The 18,559-nt window shown below is 72.8% G+C and carries 15 protein-coding genes; 7 read left to right on the forward strand and 8 right to left on the reverse strand.

What is annotated here, in order from left to right; genetic code table 11:
* Positions 1-3 precede the first annotated feature (3 nt).
* Genes ACQCO7_RS34225 through ACQCO7_RS34240 form a run of 4 tightly spaced genes read right to left on the reverse strand, consistent with a single transcriptional unit; the run spans position 4 to position 3,680 of the window.
* A complete protein-coding gene (locus ACQCO7_RS34225; RefSeq protein ID WP_464075437.1) occupies positions 4-756 on the reverse strand; it encodes an EboA domain-containing protein in 753 nt (250 codons plus the stop codon).
* Positions 749-1,621, reverse strand: coding sequence for a sugar phosphate isomerase/epimerase family protein (locus ACQCO7_RS34230; protein ID WP_464075438.1), 873 nt, complete (start codon positions 1,619-1,621; stop codon positions 749-751). Before ACQCO7_RS34230 ends, ACQCO7_RS34225 begins: the two co-directional genes overlap by 8 nt.
* Positions 1,618-2,514, reverse strand: a complete 897-nt coding sequence (locus ACQCO7_RS34235) for an SCO3242 family prenyltransferase (RefSeq protein ID WP_464075439.1) — start codon at positions 2,512-2,514, stop codon at positions 1,618-1,620. The genes ACQCO7_RS34230 and ACQCO7_RS34235 overlap by 4 nt, the downstream gene beginning before the upstream one ends.
* Complete coding sequence (locus tag ACQCO7_RS34240; RefSeq protein WP_464075440.1) at positions 2,511-3,680, reverse strand: inositol-3-phosphate synthase; 1,170 nt, start codon at positions 3,678-3,680, stop codon at positions 2,511-2,513. The genes ACQCO7_RS34235 and ACQCO7_RS34240 overlap by 4 nt, the downstream gene beginning before the upstream one ends.
* Positions 3,681-3,935: 255 nt before the next feature.
* Between ACQCO7_RS34240 and dxs the strand changes: the two genes are divergently transcribed.
* On the forward strand, positions 3,936-5,939 hold the full coding sequence (dxs, locus tag ACQCO7_RS34245; protein ID WP_464075441.1) for a 1-deoxy-D-xylulose-5-phosphate synthase: 2,004 nt from the start codon (positions 3,936-3,938) through the stop codon (positions 5,937-5,939).
* Between the two features lie 67 nt (positions 5,940-6,006).
* On the opposite strand, the gene ACQCO7_RS34250 is transcribed toward dxs, so the two are convergent.
* Positions 6,007-6,642, reverse strand: a complete 636-nt coding sequence (locus ACQCO7_RS34250; RefSeq protein ID WP_464075442.1) for a TetR/AcrR family transcriptional regulator — start codon at positions 6,640-6,642, stop codon at positions 6,007-6,009.
* Positions 6,643-6,819: 177 nt separating this feature from the next.
* On the opposite strand from ACQCO7_RS34250, the gene ACQCO7_RS34255 reads away from it, so the two are divergent.
* The 5 genes from ACQCO7_RS34255 to ACQCO7_RS34275 all read left to right on the forward strand — a co-directional run bounded on the left by ACQCO7_RS34255 (position 6,820) and on the right by ACQCO7_RS34275 (position 12,067).
* Entirely contained in the window at positions 6,820-7,146 is a 327-nt protein-coding gene (locus tag ACQCO7_RS34255; protein WP_409114924.1) for a 4Fe-4S dicluster domain-containing protein, read from the forward strand.
* Positions 7,147-7,391: 245 nt separating this feature from the next.
* Positions 7,392-7,808 carry a tautomerase family protein gene (locus ACQCO7_RS34260; RefSeq protein ID WP_464075443.1) on the forward strand — a complete coding sequence of 139 codons (417 nt, stop codon included), beginning with the start codon at positions 7,392-7,394 and terminating at the stop codon, positions 7,806-7,808.
* An 85-nt stretch (positions 7,809-7,893) separates the two neighbouring features.
* Complete coding sequence (gene ispG / locus ACQCO7_RS34265) at positions 7,894-9,069, forward strand: flavodoxin-dependent (E)-4-hydroxy-3-methylbut-2-enyl-diphosphate synthase (protein WP_464075444.1); 1,176 nt, start codon at positions 7,894-7,896, stop codon at positions 9,067-9,069.
* On the forward strand, positions 9,066-10,019 hold the full coding sequence (locus ACQCO7_RS34270; protein ID WP_464075445.1) for a 4-hydroxy-3-methylbut-2-enyl diphosphate reductase: 954 nt from the start codon (positions 9,066-9,068) through the stop codon (positions 10,017-10,019). The genes ispG and ACQCO7_RS34270 overlap by 4 nt, the downstream gene beginning before the upstream one ends.
* A 35-nt stretch (positions 10,020-10,054) precedes the next feature.
* Positions 10,055-12,067 (forward strand): SAM-dependent methyltransferase, encoded by a 2,013-nt coding sequence (locus ACQCO7_RS34275; RefSeq protein ID WP_464075446.1) that lies wholly within the window; start codon positions 10,055-10,057, stop codon positions 12,065-12,067.
* A gap of 58 nt (positions 12,068-12,125) precedes the next feature.
* On the opposite strand, the gene ACQCO7_RS34280 is transcribed toward ACQCO7_RS34275, so the two are convergent.
* The gene (locus ACQCO7_RS34280) at positions 12,126-13,211 is read right to left on the reverse strand and encodes a magnesium and cobalt transport protein CorA (protein ID WP_464075447.1); all 1,086 of its coding nucleotides are present in this window, start codon (positions 13,209-13,211) and stop codon (positions 12,126-12,128) included.
* Positions 13,212-13,358: 147 nt separating this feature from the next.
* Between ACQCO7_RS34280 and ACQCO7_RS34285 the strand changes: the two genes are divergently transcribed.
* Positions 13,359-14,621 carry a winged helix DNA-binding domain-containing protein gene (locus tag ACQCO7_RS34285; protein ID WP_464075448.1) on the forward strand — a complete coding sequence of 421 codons (1,263 nt, stop codon included), beginning with the start codon at positions 13,359-13,361 and terminating at the stop codon, positions 14,619-14,621.
* A gap of 89 nt (positions 14,622-14,710) precedes the next feature.
* Here the strand turns inward: ACQCO7_RS34285 and ACQCO7_RS34290 are convergent, their stop codons facing one another.
* Entirely contained in the window at positions 14,711-15,502 is a 792-nt protein-coding gene (locus ACQCO7_RS34290) for a S1 family peptidase (protein WP_464075449.1), read from the reverse strand.
* A gap of 231 nt (positions 15,503-15,733) precedes the next feature.
* Positions 15,734-18,547 carry a helix-turn-helix transcriptional regulator gene (locus ACQCO7_RS34295; RefSeq protein ID WP_464075450.1) on the reverse strand — a complete coding sequence of 938 codons (2,814 nt, stop codon included), beginning with the start codon at positions 18,545-18,547 and terminating at the stop codon, positions 15,734-15,736.
* Positions 18,548-18,559: the final 12 nt, after the last annotated feature.

Consider the following 18,559-nt stretch of genomic DNA (forward strand, 5'->3'; position numbering starts at 1 on the left):
GGGTCACTTCGGGCGGGGGGCGTCGGCGCGGAAGCCGGCCAGGGCGAGCCGTTCGGCCACGCAGCGCGCGGCCCTCGCCCGGAAGGGCAGGTCGGACTCGGCTTCGGCGGTGAGACCGGCCCCGGCGAGCCGGTCGGGCCGGGTCGCGATGACGTCGATGATCTGCCCGTCGACGTCACGTCCGGCCAGGATCCGCTCCCGGACGAAGTCGATCAGCAGGTCCACCAACTCGTCGTCGGTGCGGTCGAGCACCTCGGGTATCGAGGCGAACGGCACGGACAGGAAAGCGCACTTGAGGACGGCCTGACGCAGCGCCGCCGGCCGCAGGTGGCGTGCCGCGTACGGGCCCAGCGCCGCCTGGATCACGGTGGCGTCGTTGCTGCGTACCGCGTCCTCCACCAGCCACAGTCCCTCGGGCCCCTCGGTGAGCAGGTCCAGCGCCTTGAGCGCGGCGCGCCGCTCGCCCCGGTCCCCGTGGTGGTAGACGTCCTTGGCCATGGCGATCCGCAGCCGCGGGGTGACGGCGTACAGCAGCAGGGCGCGGACCGCCTCGTCGATGCGCCAGCCGATCCGGGTGGGGTTGAGATCGAGCGGGCCCCGGCCGCAGCGCCTGGCCGCACCCGCGTACCTGACCGGGCAGGCGGCGGGGTCCTCGGCGATCCGCTCCAGCGACTGGACGAACCAGTCCCAGGCGGGGGCGGGCAGCTTCGCCTCCACCAGTTCGCGCAGGTACGTGACGGCCTTCGGCTCAGCCATGGCTGCCCGCCGGGACCTGACCGCCGTCGCGGGCGGCGGCGCGCAGGAACTCCAGGGAGCGGCGGGCCGTCTCCGGGGCCGCGTGACTGTGGCGCGGCAGCTCGACGGCGACGATCCCCCGGTAACCGCAGGCGGCGAGCGCGGCGAGCACGGGCGGGAAATCGATGCTCCCGGCGCCGAACTCCAGGTGCTCGTGCACGTCCCGGACCATGTCGTCGATCTGCACGTTCACCAGGTACGGGGCCGCCCAGCGCACGCAGTCGGGCACCGACATCGGCTCCACGCACTCGCAGTGCCCGATGTCCAGGGTGAGCCCCAGTACGTCGGGTTCCCCCAGCTCGGCCCGCAGCCGCGCGTAGCCCGCCAGGTCGTGGACCAGCATGCCGGGTTCGGGTTCGAGGCCGAGCCGCACAGCGCGTGCTTCGGCGTACGGCAGGAGCTGGGCGACACCGGAGGTCAACTGCCGCCACGCGGCTGCCGGTTCGCCGGCGCGGTCGGTGCCGCTCCAGAAGGAGACGGCCTCGGCGCCCAGGTCGGCGGCGATGTCGACGGCACGTTTCAGCAGCCGTACGCGCGGCTCGTTGTCGGGGGAGACCAGCGAGGGCCAGTGCTTGTGCCGGATGTCCAGCAGATAGCGTGCGCCGGTCTCCACGACCACGGCCAGGCCCAGCTCTTCGAGCCGTCGGCCCACCTCGCGCACCCGGCGTGCGGCGTCGGGGGCGAAGGGGTCCAGGTGGTGGTTGTCGAGGGTGAGGGCGACGCTCCGGTAGCCCAGTTCGGAGACGATCGTGAGAGCGTCGTCGAGCCGGTGGTTGGCGAAGCCGTTGGTGTTGTAACCCCAGCGCAGCGGGGCGGGCCCGGTCATGTCGTGGCCACCCTCCGGGCCAGCGCCCGGCCGATCGGCAGGGCGGCGAGCACCGACAGCGCGGCTCCGGGCCGCCCGGACCGGGCGGTGAGCGCGGCCTGGAGCGGGATGATGCTCATGATGCCGGAGCCGACGGCCTGCTGGAGCCGGGGAGCGGTCGGCTGGACCACGGCCTGGAGTTGCGCCGGGCCGAACATGGCCGCGTAGACGACGGAGAGCGCGGTGGCGGCGGCCCGGTCGCGGAGCCTCGGGGAGGTGCCCCCGGCGCTCGGTGCCGCCGCGCAGACCGCTCCGGTGGCGGCGAGGGTGAGCGCGGGCAGCACGGCCGTCGCCCCCTCCACCTCCTTGCGGCTGAGGGCCATGAGGGTCGCCGTGTGCGCGGCGGTGACGGCCGCCGGCCGGACGGCGGCGCGCCAGCCGTCGGCGCCCGCGCCGTGCAGGACGTTCATGCCGCGGGCGAAGGCCATGGACGCGGCGGCGCCGGGGGTGCCCTTGAGCCACAGGTCGTACGCCCAGATCCCGGCCGTCAGCGGCAGCGTCACGGCGAGGGCGCGGCGCCCGCCGGCGAGTGCGGCGACGGTCAGTCCGGTCGCGGTCAGTCCGGTCGCGATGCCGAGTGCCGTGTCCGGGGTGACCCGTCCCGAGGGGATGGGCCGGTCGGGACGTTCCTTGGCGTCGATGTCCCGGTCCGCGTAGTCGTTGAGCGCCATGCCGGCCCAGTAGAGGCAGACGGAGGAGGCGATGAGCGCCGGGGTACGCCGGTCCAGCGGCCGGCCGGCCGCCGCCGCGCCGGCCAGGATGTCGCCGGGGATGCTCAGCGCCGCCGGGGCGCGCACCAGTTGGACGACGCTGCGCAGATCGGGCCGCCGCAGGTCGGGGGTGCCCAGGCTCATGAGGTCGCCTCCAGCGCTTTCGCCCAGGCCAGCAGCTGTTCGTACTGCACGACCAGCCGGGGGTCGGAGTCCCCGATGGGGTCCTTGAAGAAGAAGGCGAGCTCGGACTGCGGCCCGGACGCGCCCGTCTCCAGCGCCCTGCCCATCAGCCGGGCCAGGTCCAGGATCAGCGGCGCGGCGAGCGCGGAGTCGCAGCCCTGCCAGGTGAACTGCATCTTCATCTGGACGCCGAGGAAGCCCTCGAAGGAGATGTGGTTCCAGGCCGTCTTCCAGTCGCCCATCTCGGCGACGTTGTCGATGTGCACGGTGCCTTCGGGGTCGTAGCCCAGCAGCCGGCTGAGTCCTCGCTGCTTGGAGATGAGCTTGCTCGTGCAGGCGTCGCTGTCGGCGAGGGTGGCGCCGTCGCCGCCGCCGAGGATGTTGGCGCCGTACCAGGAGCGCACGCGCAGACCGCGGTGGGCGAACATCGGGGCCAGCGCCGTCTTGGCCAGCGTCTCGCCCGTCTTGCCGTCGCTGCCGGCGTACGGCAGGCCCTCACGCCGGGCCAGTTCGTCCAGCGCGGGCACGCGCACCCCGAGCGAGGGGGTGAAGTCGACGAAGGCGCACCCCGCTGTGAACGCGGCGTAGGCGCTGAGCGCGCTCGGTGGCAGCACGCCCGGGCGCTCGGCCATGGCCGCTTCCAGCAGGTCGAGACGGGTGTACGCCTCGTCGTGGGCCGGGTGGGCCTCGGTCGACGCGATGTTGATCACCACGGTCCGCGCCACGCCGGTGCGCTCCGCGAACCGCCGCAGCGCGGCGACCATCGCTGCCGCCTGCTCGGCCTGCGGTGCCTGCGGGTCTCCCGCCTCGGTCAGGACGATCTCCCGGTCCGCGCAGTCGAGTTGCTCGGTCACCGAGCCGACGAGGTGCTGCGGGAGGACACCGCCCATGGCCAGCTGCTCCGCGCGCTTGCGCAGCGGGGTGGTGACGACGTCCCAGCCGCCGAACACCAGATCGCGGATGGGGACGAGGCCGGCGGCGTCCATGCTGGCCAGTTCCGTCACACAACCGCTGCTCGGGGCGAGTCCCGCTCCGACCGCAGCGGCCCCGGTCACCACGGTGGTGGCGACCGAACCCCGTGCGCCGTTCAGCCAGACGCCCAGTAACCCCGTATCCCGAAGTGCCATGGTCAGTTCTCCCCTGTCAAGTGACCGACGGTCAGTCAGTCGGGAATCTATAGGCGGAAATCAAACGCAGTCAAGAGGCGGGATCCACCCTCCCCACACGTCAACCCCCAACAACAAGGGGGTACTTGAGCCCCATCCGTCCGATCTCGGCGCACCCGCCCCAACCCGCGCTCACTATTTGACCCGTCGGTGCCTGCGGTGCTGTTATGACTGGCAGTCATAACAGGCGTACCACCTCAATCGGGGGAGATCATCGTGATCGCACGCCAGGAGGAAGTGTCGAGCAACAGAGAAGCCCTGGATCAGGGCTTACCCGACGAACTGGGCAGTCCCGCTGGCATCAAGGCCCTGCGTCCCGAGCAGCTCGCCGCCGTCAGCGACCGGATCCGCGAGTTCCTGATCAAGGCCGTGTCCCGGACCGGCGGCCACCTCGGGTCCAATCTCGGCGCCGTCGAGCTGACGCTGGCCCTGCACCGCGTCTTCGACTCACCGCGCGACGTGATGCTCTGGGACACCGGGCACCAGGCGTACGTGCACAAACTCGTGACCGGCCGGATCATGGACTTCCGCACCCTGCGCCAGGCCGGCGGGCTCTCCGGTTACCCGAGCCGCGCGGAGTCCGAGCACGACTGGATCGAGAACAGCCACGCCTCGACCTCCTTGTCCTACGCGCACGGCCTCAGCGAGGGGTTCGCCGCGCGCGGCGAGGACCGGCGGGTGATCGCGGTGATCGGCGACGGCTCGATGACCGGCGGCATGGCCTACGAGGGCCTGAACAACCTCGGCCGCAGTGGACGCCATGTGCTGATCGTGCTCAACGACAACGGCCGTTCGTACGCGCCGACCGCCTCGCGCCTGCCCGGACAACTGCGGCGCGACCCCGCCCTGAAGCTGTGGGAGGAGAACCAGCGGCGCAGGCTGGAGCGGGCGCTGGACGCCGCGGCGGACATCAGCCGGCAGGCCGCCAAGGACCTGTGGGCCATCCACCGCGCGCTCGGCGACCGGCCACGCCCCGAGGCGTTCTTCCAGGCCCTGGGCATCCACTACACGGGGCCGGTCGACGGGCACGACACCCCGGCGGTCGAGACGGCGCTGCGCTCGGCGGACGCGGTGCCCGGGCCGGTGGTCGTCCACGTGGTGACCCAGAAGGGGAAGGGATACTCCTTCGCGGAGGACGATCTGGAGAAGTGCCTGCACGACGTGCCGGTCTTCGACACGGCGACCGGTCCGGTGGCCCCGGTGCCCGGACCGTCCGGCCTGACCCGGGCCTTCAGCGACACCCTCGTGGAGTGCGCCGCGGCGGACGAGCGCGTCCACGCGATCACCGCGGCGATGCCGGGGCCGACCGGTCTGCTCCCCTTCCAGCAGCGCCATCCCGACCGCTTCCACGACGTCGGGATCGCGGAACAGCACGCCGTGACCCTGGCCGCGGGCCTGGCGATGGCGGGGCGCCGGCCCGTGGTGGCCGTCTACTCGACGTTCCTCGCCCGGGCCTTCGACCAGGTCAACCTGGACGTGGGGCTGCACGGTCTGCCGGTGGTCTTCGCGCTGGACCGGGCCGGAATCACGGGCGACGACGGACCGAGCCACCACGGCGTACTGGACCTGGCGCTGTGCCTGCGCGTCCCGGGCATGACCGTGCTGGCCCCGTCCTCGGCCGACGAGCTGCGGGTGATGCTGCGGCACGCCCTGACCCTGCCGGGCCCGGTGGCGATCCGCTGGCCGAAGGGCAGCCCGGAGCAGGCCGACGCGGAGACGGGCGAGGGCCTGCTCGGCCGGCGGCTGCGCTCGGCCGGGGAGCACCCGGAGATATGCCTGCTGGCCGTGGGCCGGATGGTGGCCCCCGCCGTGTACGCCGCCGCCGAACTCGCCGCCGGGGGACGGGGCGTGACCGTCTGGGACGTACGGTGCGCGAAGCCGCTGGACGGGCGGATGCTGGCGGACGCGGCACGGCACCACACCGTCCTCACCGTGGAGGACGGCTACCGCGAGGGCGGCGTCGGCTCGGCCGTCGCCGCCGAGCTCGGCCGGACGGCGCAGGAGCGGGGGGTACGGCCGCCCGTCACCACGGTCCTCGGCGTCCCCGACATGTACGTCCCGCACGCGAAACCCGACGCCATCCTGTCCCGCCTCGGCCTCGACGCCGCCGGCATCGCCGCCTCGGCCCGGGACACCTGGCGGCGCAACCGCCCGGGCCCCGCCTGCCCGTTCGACGCCACGGAAACCGACGGACGTCCCCCCGCTGCGGGCCGCCGGTAGGCGTTGCCCGACGGACGACGGACCGAGCCGGCCGGGGCCCGCGGCGCTGCCGGGGCCCCGCGCCTGCCTACTCCTGTCTGCCGAGCTGTAGCCGGATGATGCGGCGTACGGCGCTCAGCAACTGCTTGTGGTTGGCGTCGCCCGAGGTCAGGGCCTCGACGAAGACGCCGTACACGCCGTGCAGCAGGAAGGACACGACGATCTCGGGGTCGCGGACCTCCAGATCGCCCGAGCGGATGCCCTCGCGCACATGGCGCAGCAGATCGTCGCGGACCAGCGAGATCTCGTTGTGGTCCTCCAGTCCGGCCTCCCGGAAGAGGATGCCGAGCAGTGATCTGTCGGCCGCCGTCGCGTCGAACAGCGCCTCGATGAACCGCTCCACCCGGGTGAGCGCGGAGACCTGACGGCCGTACATCGCGGCGCTGTTGCACGAGACGAGGGCCCGCTCCACCCAGCGGGTGCGCAGCGCCGCGAGGATCTGGGTCTTCGACTCGAAGTACAGGTACATCGTGCCCTTGCCGATACCGGCCGTCCGGGCGATCTGGTCCATGGTCGTGGCCGGCAGCCCCCGTTCCAGGAGGACTTCCACCGCGGCGTCCAGGATCTGTTCCGAACGGACATGCGGAGCGGCCCGCCGGGCGCGGGTACGGCGGCTGGTGGCTTCCTCGGCCTTGAGGGGTGCCTCGGGCTTGGTGTTCGACACGGTTACCTCGATCCGGGGAGGACGACTCTACTGGGCTGCCGGTGCGGTACAGCACACCTTGACTGACTAACAGTCAGTCATCTAGCCTCATCTGACCGTAGCGTGACTCGGGTTCAACGTCACCTTCATGACCCGAATTTCGGCATGTCACACCAAGAAGCGGAGGGCAATCGCCCTATGTCGCGACCCCGCTCCACCCCATCCGACTGCACCTCCAAATCCCCCGCCGGCACCGCGATCCCCCTGATCGACCGGAACCGGTGCGAGGGCAAGGAGGACTGCATGGTGGTCTGCCCGTACGACGTCTTCGAGATCCGCAAGCTCACCGAGGAGGAGCGTGAGGGGATGTCCCTCCTCGGCACGCTGAAGTCATGGGCGCACGGATACCGGCAGGCGGTGGTCGTGCGACCGGCGGACTGCCACGCCTGCGGACTGTGCGTCAAGGCGTGCCCGGAGAAGGCGATCAAGCTCCAGCGCAGCGACCGCCCGGCCGAGGCCGGCTGACCCCTCCGGGGGAGAACAGCCCACCAGGGGCCGTCGGGACACCCGGCGGCCCCTTTTCGCGCGCCCTGGGCCGGGCGGCCAGTATCCCGGCCGTCCGGACTCTGTACTGACCGACGGTCGGTCAGTTAGCATCGGAGAAGCCCGCCCGTTGGTGCCGTGCGATCTGGTGCCGTGCGATGCCGCCCGGGCCGGTCGAGGACGTCGTATCCGCTCCACTCCGCCATCGACCATGGAGTTCCGAAGCGATGCCGGTCATCTCTGTCCAGAGTTACGGAATCACCGCCGACGCCGCGCCCGGGCTGGCCCGGAGCGTCCGCGCGCGGGTGACCGCCGCCCTCCCCGGGACGGACGGCGTCTGCCAGTGCCGCGTCGTGGTCTGCGCCGCGGCGGACGTACCGGACCACCTGCCGACACCGCACGCCTGGGTGGAGGTGACGCTGTTCCCCGGCCGGTCGGCGGAGGACAAACGCGCCCTGTACACGGCGATCGTGGCGGGCCTCGGCCCGGCCGGGATCGTGCCGGGCGCCGTGACCGTCGTCCTGCGCGAACCCGCTCTGGAGAACTGGGGCATCCGCGGCGGCCGGCCCGCCTCCGAGGTCCTGCGCGACGCCGCCCCGAGCCCGACCGACAGCAGCGCCGACGATGAAGGGGACGCGCGATGAACGTGATCAGCAGCGACGAGGGCCCGAGCGAAGTCCACGAAGGCGGACCGCCCGGCCGGGGCAGGGCCGCGGACAGGGAGCGGCCGTGAACCCGGTGCCGGTCGGGCTGCCGACCGCGCGGCCGGTCCTCGCCCCGCGCCGCAAGAGCCGCCAGGTCATGGTCGGCGGCGTCCCGGTCGGCGGCGGTGCCCCGGTCTCGGTGCAGTCGATGACGACCACGGTCACCTCGGACGTGAACGCGACCCTTCAGCAGATCGCCGAACTCACCGCGTCCGGCTGCCAGATCGTGCGGGTGGCGGTTCCCTCGCAGGACGACGCCGACGCGCTGCCCGCGATCGCGGGGAAGTCGCGGATCCCGGTGATCGCCGACATCCACTTCCAGCCGAAGTACGTGTTCGCGGCGATCGACGCCGGCTGCGCGGCGGTGCGGGTGAATCCCGGCAACATCAGGAAGTTCGACGACCGGGTCGGCGACATCGCCCGCGCCGCCCAGGACGCCGCCGTACCCATCAGGATCGGGGTCAACGCCGGATCGCTGGATCCGCGGCTGCTCGCCAAGTACGGCAGGGCGACACCGGAGGCGCTGGCCGAGTCGGCGCTGTGGGAGTGCTCGCTCTTCGAGGAACACGGGTTCCAGGACATCAAGATCTCGGTGAAGCACCACGACCCGGTGGTGATGATCCAGGCGTACCGGCTGCTCGCCGGGCAGTGCGACTACCCCCTGCACCTCGGCGTGACGGAGGCCGGTCCCGCGTTCCAGGGCACGGTCAAGTCGAGCGTGGCGTTCGGCGCGCTGCTGGCCGAAGGCATCGGGGACACCATCCGGGTCTCCCTGTCCGCCCCTCCCGTGGAGGAGGTCAAGGTCGGCACGGCGATCCTGGAGTCGCTCGGGCTGCGCGAGCGCCGGCTGGAGATCGTCTCCTGCCCCTCGTGCGGCCGGGCCCAGGTGGACGTCTACCGGCTCGCCGACGAGGTCAACGCCGCCCTGGAGGGTTTCCCCGCGCCGCTGCGGGTCGCCGTCATGGGGTGCGTCGTGAACGGTCCCGGCGAGGCCCGCGAGGCCGACCTCGGGGTCGCCGCCGGCAACGGCAAGGGGCAGATCTTCGTCAAGGGCGAGGTGATCAGGACCGTACCGGAGTCGAAGATCGCCCAGACCCTGATCGAGGAGGCGCTCAAGCTCGCCGAGGAACGGGGCGTGGCAGACCCCGGCCGGCTGCTCGGGCCGGTGCCGTCGGCCGGCGCGGAGAGGGGCGGGGCGTGACCGCATCCCCGGACGGGCCCGGACGGGTACTGCTCGCGGCCCCGCGCGGCTTCTGCGCCGGTGTGGAGCGGGCGGTCGCGACCGTCGAGAAGGCCCTGGAGCTGTACGGGCCCCCCGTGTACGTCCGCAAGCAGATCGTCCACAACCTCTTCGTGGTCGCCGGACTCGAACGCAGGGGCGCGGTGTTCGTGGAGGAGGCCGAGGAGGCGCCGCCGGGCGCCGTCCTGGTGCTCTCGGCGCACGGGGTGGCGCCCTCGGTGCACGCCGAGGCCGCGGAGCGCGGCCAGCGGGTGATCGACGCGACCTGCCCCCTGGTCACCAAGGTGCACCGGGAGGCCCAGCGGTTCGCCCGGCAGGGCTACGACATCCTGCTCATCGGCCACGAGGGGCACGAGGAGGTGATCGGCACGCTCGGACAGTCGCCCGACCGGATCCACCTGGTCGACGGGCCGGACGACGCGGAGCAGGTCACCGTCCGGGACCCGGGCAAGGTGGCCTGGCTGTCCCAGACGACCCTGTCCGTGGACGAGACGACCGAGGTGGTGGAACGGCTGCGCGAGCGCATCCCCGACCTGGTCGGCCCGCCCAGCGACGATATCTGCTACGCCACCCAGAACCGTCAGTCGGCCGTCAAGGCTCTGGCGCCGCGCTGCCAGCTGATCGTGGTGATCGGCTCGGCCAACTCCTCCAACTCGCTTCGGCTGGTGGAGGTGGCCCTGGAGAACGGCGCGCCCGCCGCGCACCTGGTGGACCGCGCGGAGCAGATCGCCGACTCCTGGCTGGAGGGCGTCCGGACCGTCGGTGTCACCAGCGGTGCCTCGGCGCCGGAGGAGCTGGTGCGCCAGACCCTCGACCGGCTCGCGGCGCGCGGCTTCACCGACGTGGAGCTGGTCCTCACCGCCGAGGAGCACCAGGTCTTCGCGCTCCCCCATGAGCTGGGGGACCGGTGAGGGCCGGGCCGCCCCCCGCCGCGAGCGTGCTCGTCGTGGCGCACGGACGGCTCGGCGCACGGCTGATGCGCCGGCTGGAGGCGGCCCGGCCGGAGCTCTCGGTCCTGGTGGGACGGCCGGTGGAGTTCTCCGGGATGCAGTCCGTACTGCCGCGGCTGGACCCCGCCGTCCTGTTCACCGCCCTGCGCATGATCGATTTCTCCCGCCCCGACGTGGTGGTGGAGGCGGTGCAGGTGCCGGAGCCCGCGACGCGGATCGTGGAGCGGGCGATCGCGGCCGGCGCCTCGGTGGTCACCGTCTCCCCGGCCCTCGTCGGCACCGAGGGCCCCCGGCTGCGCGGCCTCGCCGCCGCTCACGGAGTGGGTCTGTACACGGACGGCGCCCTCGGGTTCGGGGTGTCCCTGCGGCACCTGTTACGGGCGCTGCCCGCCGGGGACTCCGTACGCCATGTCGTCGGCTGGCTCCGGCACGGGGAGACGGTGCCCGCCCAGGCGTCCGAGGGCACGGTCGAGTCGGTCGCCCACCGCAACGCGGGGCTGGCCTCGACCCTCTTCGCAGCCGCCACCACCACGGCCGAGGTGACCGTGGACCCGGGCCGGGACCGGGGCGGGGGCGAGGCGTGCGCGGTGTCCGAGTGCGAGCGGGTCGGCGGACGGGTGTCGGTGCGGGTGTGGCCCAGGCTGGTGCCCGAACTCGTGACCGCCGCCGTCAGACCGTTCGGCTGGTGGCCCGGCTGGTCCAGCGGGCTGCTCGTGGAGACCGGCACCGCCGGCACCCTCCTCCTGCCTCGCGCGGGCAGCGACCTGGACCGGACCGCGCGACTGGTCCTGGCGGACCTCGCCGCCGCGCTCCGGGCCCGCCACGGCGGGCCCGCCTTCGCCGGGGAGCACCGGTCCGTGCCGCCTCCCCGCTTCCTGATCCGCGCCGAGGCGGGGCGCCCCGGCGCCCGGGGCGCGCTGCTCCCCGGACTCGCGGCCCGCGGCATCACCGTATGGGCAGGCCGTTTCCATCGCGCGACCGATGAGATACACGCCGTCACCGGACCCGTGCCGGAAGGCGAACTCAAGAGAATCCTGGCCGAGTTGGGCACGGGGCGGCGGGCCGTGCCGGTTTTCTCGGTCGCGTCCCCGGACGACGGCGGCGAGTTCGGCCCCCTGCTGGTCCGGCCTCCTCGTCGTCCGCACCGCCGTGGCAGCCGACCGGCTGTACGTCAACTCCCGACGGAAGGAACCAATGTCATGAACCGTCCGAGCTGGGCTCCCGAGAACGTGGACATCGACGTACCCTCCTCCGCGCGCGCCTACGACTACGTCCTGGGCGGCACGCACAACTTCGAGGTCGACCGGGAGATGGCGCGCAAACTGGTGGAGGCGGCCCCCGACCTGGCCGCCCACGCGCGCGCGAACCGCACCTTCCTCCAGCGTGCGGTGCGCTTCCTGGTCGACTCCGGCGTCCGGCAGTTCCTGGACCTCGGTTCCGGCATCCCGGCGACCGGCAACGTCCACGAGGTGGCGCTCGCGATGGCCCCGGAGAGCCGGATCGTGTACGTCGACTTCGACGAGGTCGCGGTGGCGCACAGCCGGAGCATCCTGGCCGAGGTGCCGGGCTGCGCGATCCTGCGGGAGGACATCCGCAACCTGGACGCCATCCTCGACCACCCCGACGTACGGAAGCTGCTGGACTTCGACGAGCCGGTCGCCATCCTGATGCTGGCGGTCCTGCACGCCTTCCCGGACACGGACGACCCCGGCGGCCTGGTGCGCCGGCTGCGTGACGTGGCCGCCCCCGGCAGCTATCTGGTGATCTCGCACGCGACGCACGAACTGCGGGTGGCGGAGACCCGGAAGCTGGAGCATGTCACCAAGGAGTCACCGACCAAGCTGAACATGCGCTCCCGCGCCGAGATCACCGCCTTCCTCGACGGCTTCGAACTGGTCGAACCGGGGATGACCTGGGTGTCGAAGTGGCGCGAGGAGACGCAGCCCGGTGCCGCCGCGGACTCGGACCGGTCCGACATCCTCTGGGCCGGAGTGGGCCGCAAGCCCTGAGCAGGCCCTGAGCAGAGCCGGGGCGCCGACACCGGAGACGGTGTCGGCGCCTTGCCGGCTACAGCCAGTCGCGCTTCTTGAAGACGACGTACAGGCTCACGCACACCACGCCCATCAGCGCGACGGCGAACGGGTACCCGAGCGCCCAGCGCAGTTCGGGCATGTGGGTGAAGTTCATGCCGTAGATCGTGCCGACGAGGGTGGGCGCGAAGAGGATCGCCGCCCACGAGGAGATCTTCTTGACCTCCTCGTTCTGCTCGAAGCCCGCTTCCGCCAGCGCCCGCATCTCCGCGTTCTGCTGCTGCGTCACCAGCGTCGCGTTCACCGTGAGGATCTCCGTGAGGGCCTGGCGGAAGCCGTCGACGCGTTCGCTGGTGTGGGTGACGTGGTCGGCGACGTCGCGGAGGTAGCGCTGGAGTTCGTCGTCCGTGCCGTACTTGGAGAAGCCGGCCATCAGCGCGTGGAGCATCCCGACCAGGGGACGCGTCGCGCGCTGGAACTCGACCATCTCGCGGGAGAGTTCGTAGATGCGGCGGGAGACCTCGGGGTCGCCCCGGAAGACCTCCGTCTCGATCTCGTCGATGTCGTTCTGGACGCCGGAGACGACGGGCACGTAGCCGTCGACGACGGCGTCGAGGATCGCGTAGAGGACGGCCTCCGGGCCGAGGCGCAGCAACTCCGGGGTCTCTTCCATGCGGTGGCGTACGACGGAGAGGTCGGGCGCGTCCGAGTGGCGGACCGTCAGGACGAAGCCGGGGCCCAGGAAGACGTGGAGTTCGCCGAAGTCGATCTCCTCGGGGGCGTCCAGGTACCGGGCCGCGCGCAGGACGACGAAGAGGGTGTCGCCGTAGCGTTCGAGCTTGGGGCGCTGGTGGGCCTCGTTCGCGTCCTCGACGGCGAGGGGGTGCAGGCCGAACTCGGTCGCCAGGGAGTGGAGTTCGGACTCCGTCGGCCGGGCGAGGCCGATCCAGGCCATGCTGTCGGGCTGTTCGCGCAGTTCGCGGTAGGTGTCGGCGAGGGTGGCGGGGGAGGAGACGCGGACGCCGTCCCGGTAGAGGGCCGCGTCGATCACGCCGGCGGGCTCTCCCGCGGGCCGCCGGACCTCCTTGCGGGGAAACCTCGCGCCACGGCGTCGCTCGGGCATCGCGGCTGCCTCCCGTCACTGTCGGTTCTGTCCTATTTCGTGATGATCACGGGCAGGATATACGCGAGGAGGGGAGCGCGGGCGGGGAACGCGGGGCGGCGGCAATGAGGACAGGATCTGTCCTCGATCGCGGCTACCGTGCACCCCATGACCGTCCCCCGCCTGCTCGACGTTCGCGCCCTCAACCGCGCCACCCTCGCCCGCCAGCTCCTCCTGCGCCGGTCGGCGATGACGGCGCACGCCGCCGTCGAACACCTCGTCGGCCTCCAGGCGCAGAACGTCAAGCCCCCGTACTACGCCCTCGCCGCCCGCCTCGACCCCTTCACCCCGGCCGACCTCGCCCGGCTCATGGCCTCCCGCGAAGCCGTACGCATCGTCACCCTGCGCTCGACGATCCACACGCACACGGCCGCCGACTGCCTCGCGCTGCGGCCGTTCGTGCAGCCCGCGCGGGAGCGGGAGCTGAAGCTGTTCCGCAAGGGCCTAGGGCGTGTTGCGGAAGTCCCGCCTGCCGCCCGACGCCTGGCACGCACTCTCGCCGCACCGGGCGAAACCCCACGTACAACCAGTACGAGGGCTTCCGCCCGGCACGCCGAGAGCACGCACCAGACGCCGCTCGGCCCGCCCTCCGGGCGGACGGCGGGACTTCCGCAACACGCCCTAGCGGGCGTGGACCTCGACCGCCTCACCGCGCTCGCCCGCGACCTGGTCGAGGAGAGGCCCCGCACGCCGAAGGAACTCCGCGAGGCCCTGGCCGGACGGTGGCCGGACGCGGACCCCCGGTCGCTGGGGATCGCCGCGCGCTGTCTGCTGCCGTTGGTGCAGGTCACGCCGCGCGGCGTCTGGGGCGAGAGCGGCCAGGTCGCGCTGACGACGTCCGAGCACTGGCTGGGCAGATCGGCGGACACGTCGTACGACGCCGCCGCGCTGGTCCGGCGCTACCTCGCCGCCTTCGGCCCCGCCTCCGTGAAGGACATGCAGACCTGGGCGGGCCTGACCCGGCTGCGCCCGGCGTTCGAGAAGCTGGAGCTGCTGACCTTCCGCGACGCCCACGGCACCGAGCTGTTCGACCTCCCCGAAGCCCCCCGCCCCGACCCGCGGACCCCGGCGCCGCCCCGCTTCCTCCCCGAGTTCGACAACCTCCTCCTCTCCCACGCCGACCGCACCCGGATCATCCCGCCCGAGTACTGGGGCCGCACGTGGGTCGGCAACGTCTCCCACCCGACGTTCCTCGTCGACGGCTTCCTCGCGGGCGTATGGAAACTGACGGAAGGCATCCTCACCGTCCAGCCGTTCGGGCACCTCACGAAGACGGACCGGGAGGCGGTCACCCGGGAAGCGGCGCGAATGCTGACGGTGATGCACCCGGGAACGCCGTACGACATCCGCTTCGGCACGGTGATCCCGTAGCCCCCGGTGGAACCGGCGCATGGACAGGGGGCGTTGCGGGCCGCTCGTGGAGGCCCGCAGCGCCCCCTGGTCTTGCTCCTGGGGTACCTCTACGAGGTGACCTCGGAAGTGACGAGGGAGGAGAAGGTGGTCAGCCGGGTGTAGACACCCGGGTAACCGGCCTCCGCACACCCCTCTCCCCAGGAAGTGATCCCTGCCAGGACGCCCCCGATGAGCAGGGGACCGCCGCTGTCGCCCTGGCAGGTGTCTGTGCCGCCGGAGGTGTATCCGGCGCAAACCATGTCGGACTGGACGAAGTCCGAACCGTACGAACTGCCGCAACTGGAGTCGGACACGACCGGGACGGTCGCGGTCCGCAGCTGGTTGGAGGAGCTGCCGTTCTCGGACGTGGTGCCCCAGCCGAGGATGCGTGCGGTGGTGCCGGCCGCGTACACGCTCGTCTGGGAGGAGGAGACGTACGGTGCCGTGGTGTACGGCATCGAGGTCGCCAGGGTGAGGACAGCGACGTCATCGCCATTGGTGGCATCGGTGTAACTCGGGTGGATCCAGATGTCGCTGACCTGGCTGACAGTGCCGTTCGTGCCGTTCAGATAGGTCCGGCCGCCGACCACCCGCACACTGCTCGTGGTCTCGCCGACCATGCAGTGCGCCGCGGTCACGACCTTCGTCGCGGAGACGAGGGTGCCGCCGCAGAACTGGTTCTGCGAGGCGTCCGTGATCTGCATCATGAACGGATACGACGTGGTGGTGGTCGTCGTACCGCCGACGATCGGCTGGGGTGCTGCCGATGCCGACGGGGTGCCGAGCAGCATCGTGGCTGCCGCTGCGGCGGTCGCCGCCAGGGCGGCGGCGGCCTTTCTTGCACGGTGGAGCGCGGACAAGGTGTCTCCTCGTGGGGGAGGGGGCAGTGGGGAGTACGCGCGGGTGCTGTGGGGGAGTTGTGCACGGGGGCCGCGGGACCGACCCCCGTGTGCCCGGGCGAGCGGCACGTCACCGAACCTATGGCCCGTCACACCCTCACCCCAATGAGGGAACCCCCTAGGGGACCCGGACAGGGAAAACCCTCGGTGTCCGCGTGGCGAACCGCTGGTGGCAGTTAACCCGCCGGTCCGTCAGGTGGCCCGGCGCCCCGCCGCGAGCCGCACGATGTCCACCCGTGAGCGGATCCCGAGCTTGCGGTAGACGCGCGTCAACGTCGCCTCCACGGTCTTGACGCTGATGAACAGCCGGGCGGCGATCTCCCGGTTGGTGGCGCCCTCCATGACGAGCGCGGCGACCTGCCGCTCCATCGAGGCGAGCCCCTCCAGCGCGTCGGCGGCGGGCGCCCGCTCCACGAGAGCGGGCGTCTCGACGCCGGACGCGAGGGCCGCGTCGACCTGCCGCAGCCAGGGCACGGCCCGGCACCGCCGGAAGAGGCGCGCGGCCTCGTCGTACGACGTCGGCCCGGGCCGCCGCGTGCGCAGCCGGGCCAGCGCGAACGCGGCGCGGGCCTCCTCCAGCGCGTACCCGAGTTTCGCCAGCCGGTCCTGGACGGACGTCAGTTGGGCGAGGGCGGTGTCGTGGTCGCCGCGCGCGGCGCGCACCAGGGCCTCGGCGCGGTCGAGGACGGCGATGATGCTCTCGCGGCCGAGCCGTACGGCGTGTTCGCGGGTGACGTCGATGACGTCCTGCGCCTCGGCGGCCTCCCCGACCCGCACGAGGGCCTCGGCGAGGTCGCCCTGCCAGCGCCCGCGCGCGGGGTCGGTGATGCCGAGCCCCTGCTCCAGCTCCCGTACCCGGCGCAGCGACTGGACGGCCCCGGCGGCGTCGTCGGCGACCAACTGGGCGTACCCCAGGGAGGCGAGGGCCTTGGACAGGTACATCTGGTCGCCGTCGCCCTCGGCGCGTCCGGCGGCCTCGCGGGCGAGTTCCAGGGCGCGTTCGACGTCGCCGCCGGACGCCTCGGCCTGGGACGTCAGCATCGCGGAGGCGCCGAGCCCGATCCCGGAGTCGCGCGCGAGGCGCAGGGACTCGCGGGCCAGGTCGAGGGCGCGCCCGCAGTGCCCGGAGCGCAGTTCGGTCTCGGCGAGGAACCGCTGGAAGTGCACCTCGCTCTCGACGACGCCCCGCCGCTGCACCTCCCGCAGCAGCGCGGTGATCGTCGTGCGCGCCTCGGGCAGCTGGTCGCTCATCAGCAGCCAGCGGAACCGCGCCATCGCGGGCCCGTTGTGATGGCAGGCGACATCCGCGAACTGCGGTTCCCTGAGCGCCTTCTTGATGGTCGCGGGCGCGTCCGGATGCCCCATCAGGGTTTCGGTGGACGCCTGGAGGGACAGCGCCATCAGCTCCGTACGGCGGTCCCCGCCGCGCTCGGCGAGTTCGGCGGCGTGCGCGGACTGCCGACGGGCCTCGGGGAACTCGCCGTCGACGACCAGGCCCCGCCAGGCCAGTTGATAGTGGACGAGGGCGAGGAGGCGGGGGTCGTCGCCCGCGTCGGCGAGGACCTTCGGGAAGACCGCGTCGACCTCGCCGAGGGCCTGCCCGGCGGACTCGATGACGATCATCCAGGCGCGCACCCGGTCGGCGGGCGCGGTGACCCGGGCCAGCACGTCGTGCGCGATGTCCCGCGCGAAGTCGGCCTCCCCGGCGGTGATCGCGTCCTCGCCCGCCTCAAGGCGCCGCTCGTCAGGGGAGGGCGCGGCGTCCGGCGGGGTGTGCCGGGCGGCGAGCAGCCCGAGCGAGGCGGCGACCGAGGGGGCGCCCCGGTCGCGGGCGAGGGCGGCGGCCTCGGAGAGCCGGTCGGCGACCTCCGGGTCCGTACCGGTCGTCGCCAGCGCGAGGTGGCGGGCGCGCTCGATGGGGTCGGAGGCGGCCGTGGACAGCGCCGCGTGCGCGGCCCGCCGGTCCTGCGCGGGCGCCTCCGCGTACAGCGCGGCCGAGATCAGCGGGTGCGCGAACCGTACGGCCGGGCCCTCCGGCTCCGTCGCGAGCAGGCCCAGCGCGGCGGCCTGCGCGGTCTGGGCCTCGGCGTTCTCCCGGCCCGCCGCGTGCAGCAGGGCCAGCGTCGGCCGCGCGCCCGCGCTGGCGACCAGCAGGGTGCGGCGCGCCTCGGCGGACAGCATGTCGAGGCGGGACAGCACCAGCGCGCGCAGCGAGGTCGGCACCGGCAGCGGCTCGCCGGGGCGCGGGGCCGTCGGCATCTCGCTCAGGGCGCGGCCCAGCTCCAGCGCGTACAGGGGGTTGCCGCCGCTGGTGCGGTGGATGTCGCGGACCGTGGAACGGGGCAGCTCCGTGTAGCCGCGGTGGTCGAGGAGCGCGGACACGTGCGCGCGCGAGAGCGCGTTCAGCCGGATCGCGAGCGTGTCCGGCGGCGACTGCCGCAGCTGCCGGTCGTACTCCTGCCCCTCCGTACGGACCGCGCACAGGAGCTGTACGGGGGTGTCGCCGAGCCGGCGTGCCGCGAACCCGAGGAGTTCGGCACTGGCGGGATCCAGCCACTGCATGTCGTCCGCGACGACCAGGACCCGGCCGCGTGTGGCGAGCTGGCGCAGCGCCGACAGGACGGCGAGGCGCAGGGCGAGGCCGTCGCGCTGGAGGGTGGACTCGCCGCGCCCGGTGAGCGCCGATTCGAGCGCCGTGCGCTGGGCGGCGGGCAGGGCGGCGGCCACGTCGTCGAGGACCAGGCCGAAGAGGTCGGCGAGGGCCAGGAACGGGAGGTGGGATTCGGACTCGGTCGCCGAGCAGCGCAGAACCGTGTGCGCGCTCTCGCCGTAATCCGTCGCCAGAGCGCGCAGCACCGTCGATTTCCCGATTCCGGCCGGCCCGTGGAGCAGCACGCTGCCGCCCCGCGCGAGCTGGTCGCGGGCCGACGTCCACAGCTCGTCCCTGCCGATGACCAGGTCGGGGCGGCATCGGGCAGACTCCTTGAAGTCCCGTCGCACGGTCACCGCTCCCCTCCG

The sequence above is a fragment of the Streptomyces saintjeani genome, from assembly GCF_055409605.1.

Excerpts from the sequence above, each read along its gene's own strand:
- ACQCO7_RS34260 (WP_464075443.1), top strand. The coding sequence starts at position 7,392 with ATGCCGGTCATCTCTGTCCAGAGTTACGGAATCACCGCCGACGCCGCG.
- ACQCO7_RS34255 (WP_409114924.1), top strand. The coding sequence starts at position 6,820 with ATGTCGCGACCCCGCTCCACCCCATCCGACTGCACCTCCAAATCCCCC.
- ACQCO7_RS34240 (WP_464075440.1), bottom strand. The coding sequence starts at position 3,680 with ATGGCACTTCGGGATACGGGGTTACTGGGCGTCTGGCTGAACGGCGCA.
- ACQCO7_RS34280 (WP_464075447.1), bottom strand. The coding sequence starts at position 13,211 with ATGCCCGAGCGACGCCGTGGCGCGAGGTTTCCCCGCAAGGAGGTCCGG.
- ACQCO7_RS34225 (WP_464075437.1), bottom strand. The coding sequence starts at position 756 with ATGGCTGAGCCGAAGGCCGTCACGTACCTGCGCGAACTGGTGGAGGCG.
- ACQCO7_RS34230 (WP_464075438.1), bottom strand. The coding sequence starts at position 1,621 with ATGACCGGGCCCGCCCCGCTGCGCTGGGGTTACAACACCAACGGCTTC.
- ACQCO7_RS34285 (WP_464075448.1), top strand. The coding sequence starts at position 13,359 with ATGACCGTCCCCCGCCTGCTCGACGTTCGCGCCCTCAACCGCGCCACC.
- ACQCO7_RS34235 (WP_464075439.1), bottom strand. The coding sequence starts at position 2,514 with ATGAGCCTGGGCACCCCCGACCTGCGGCGGCCCGATCTGCGCAGCGTC.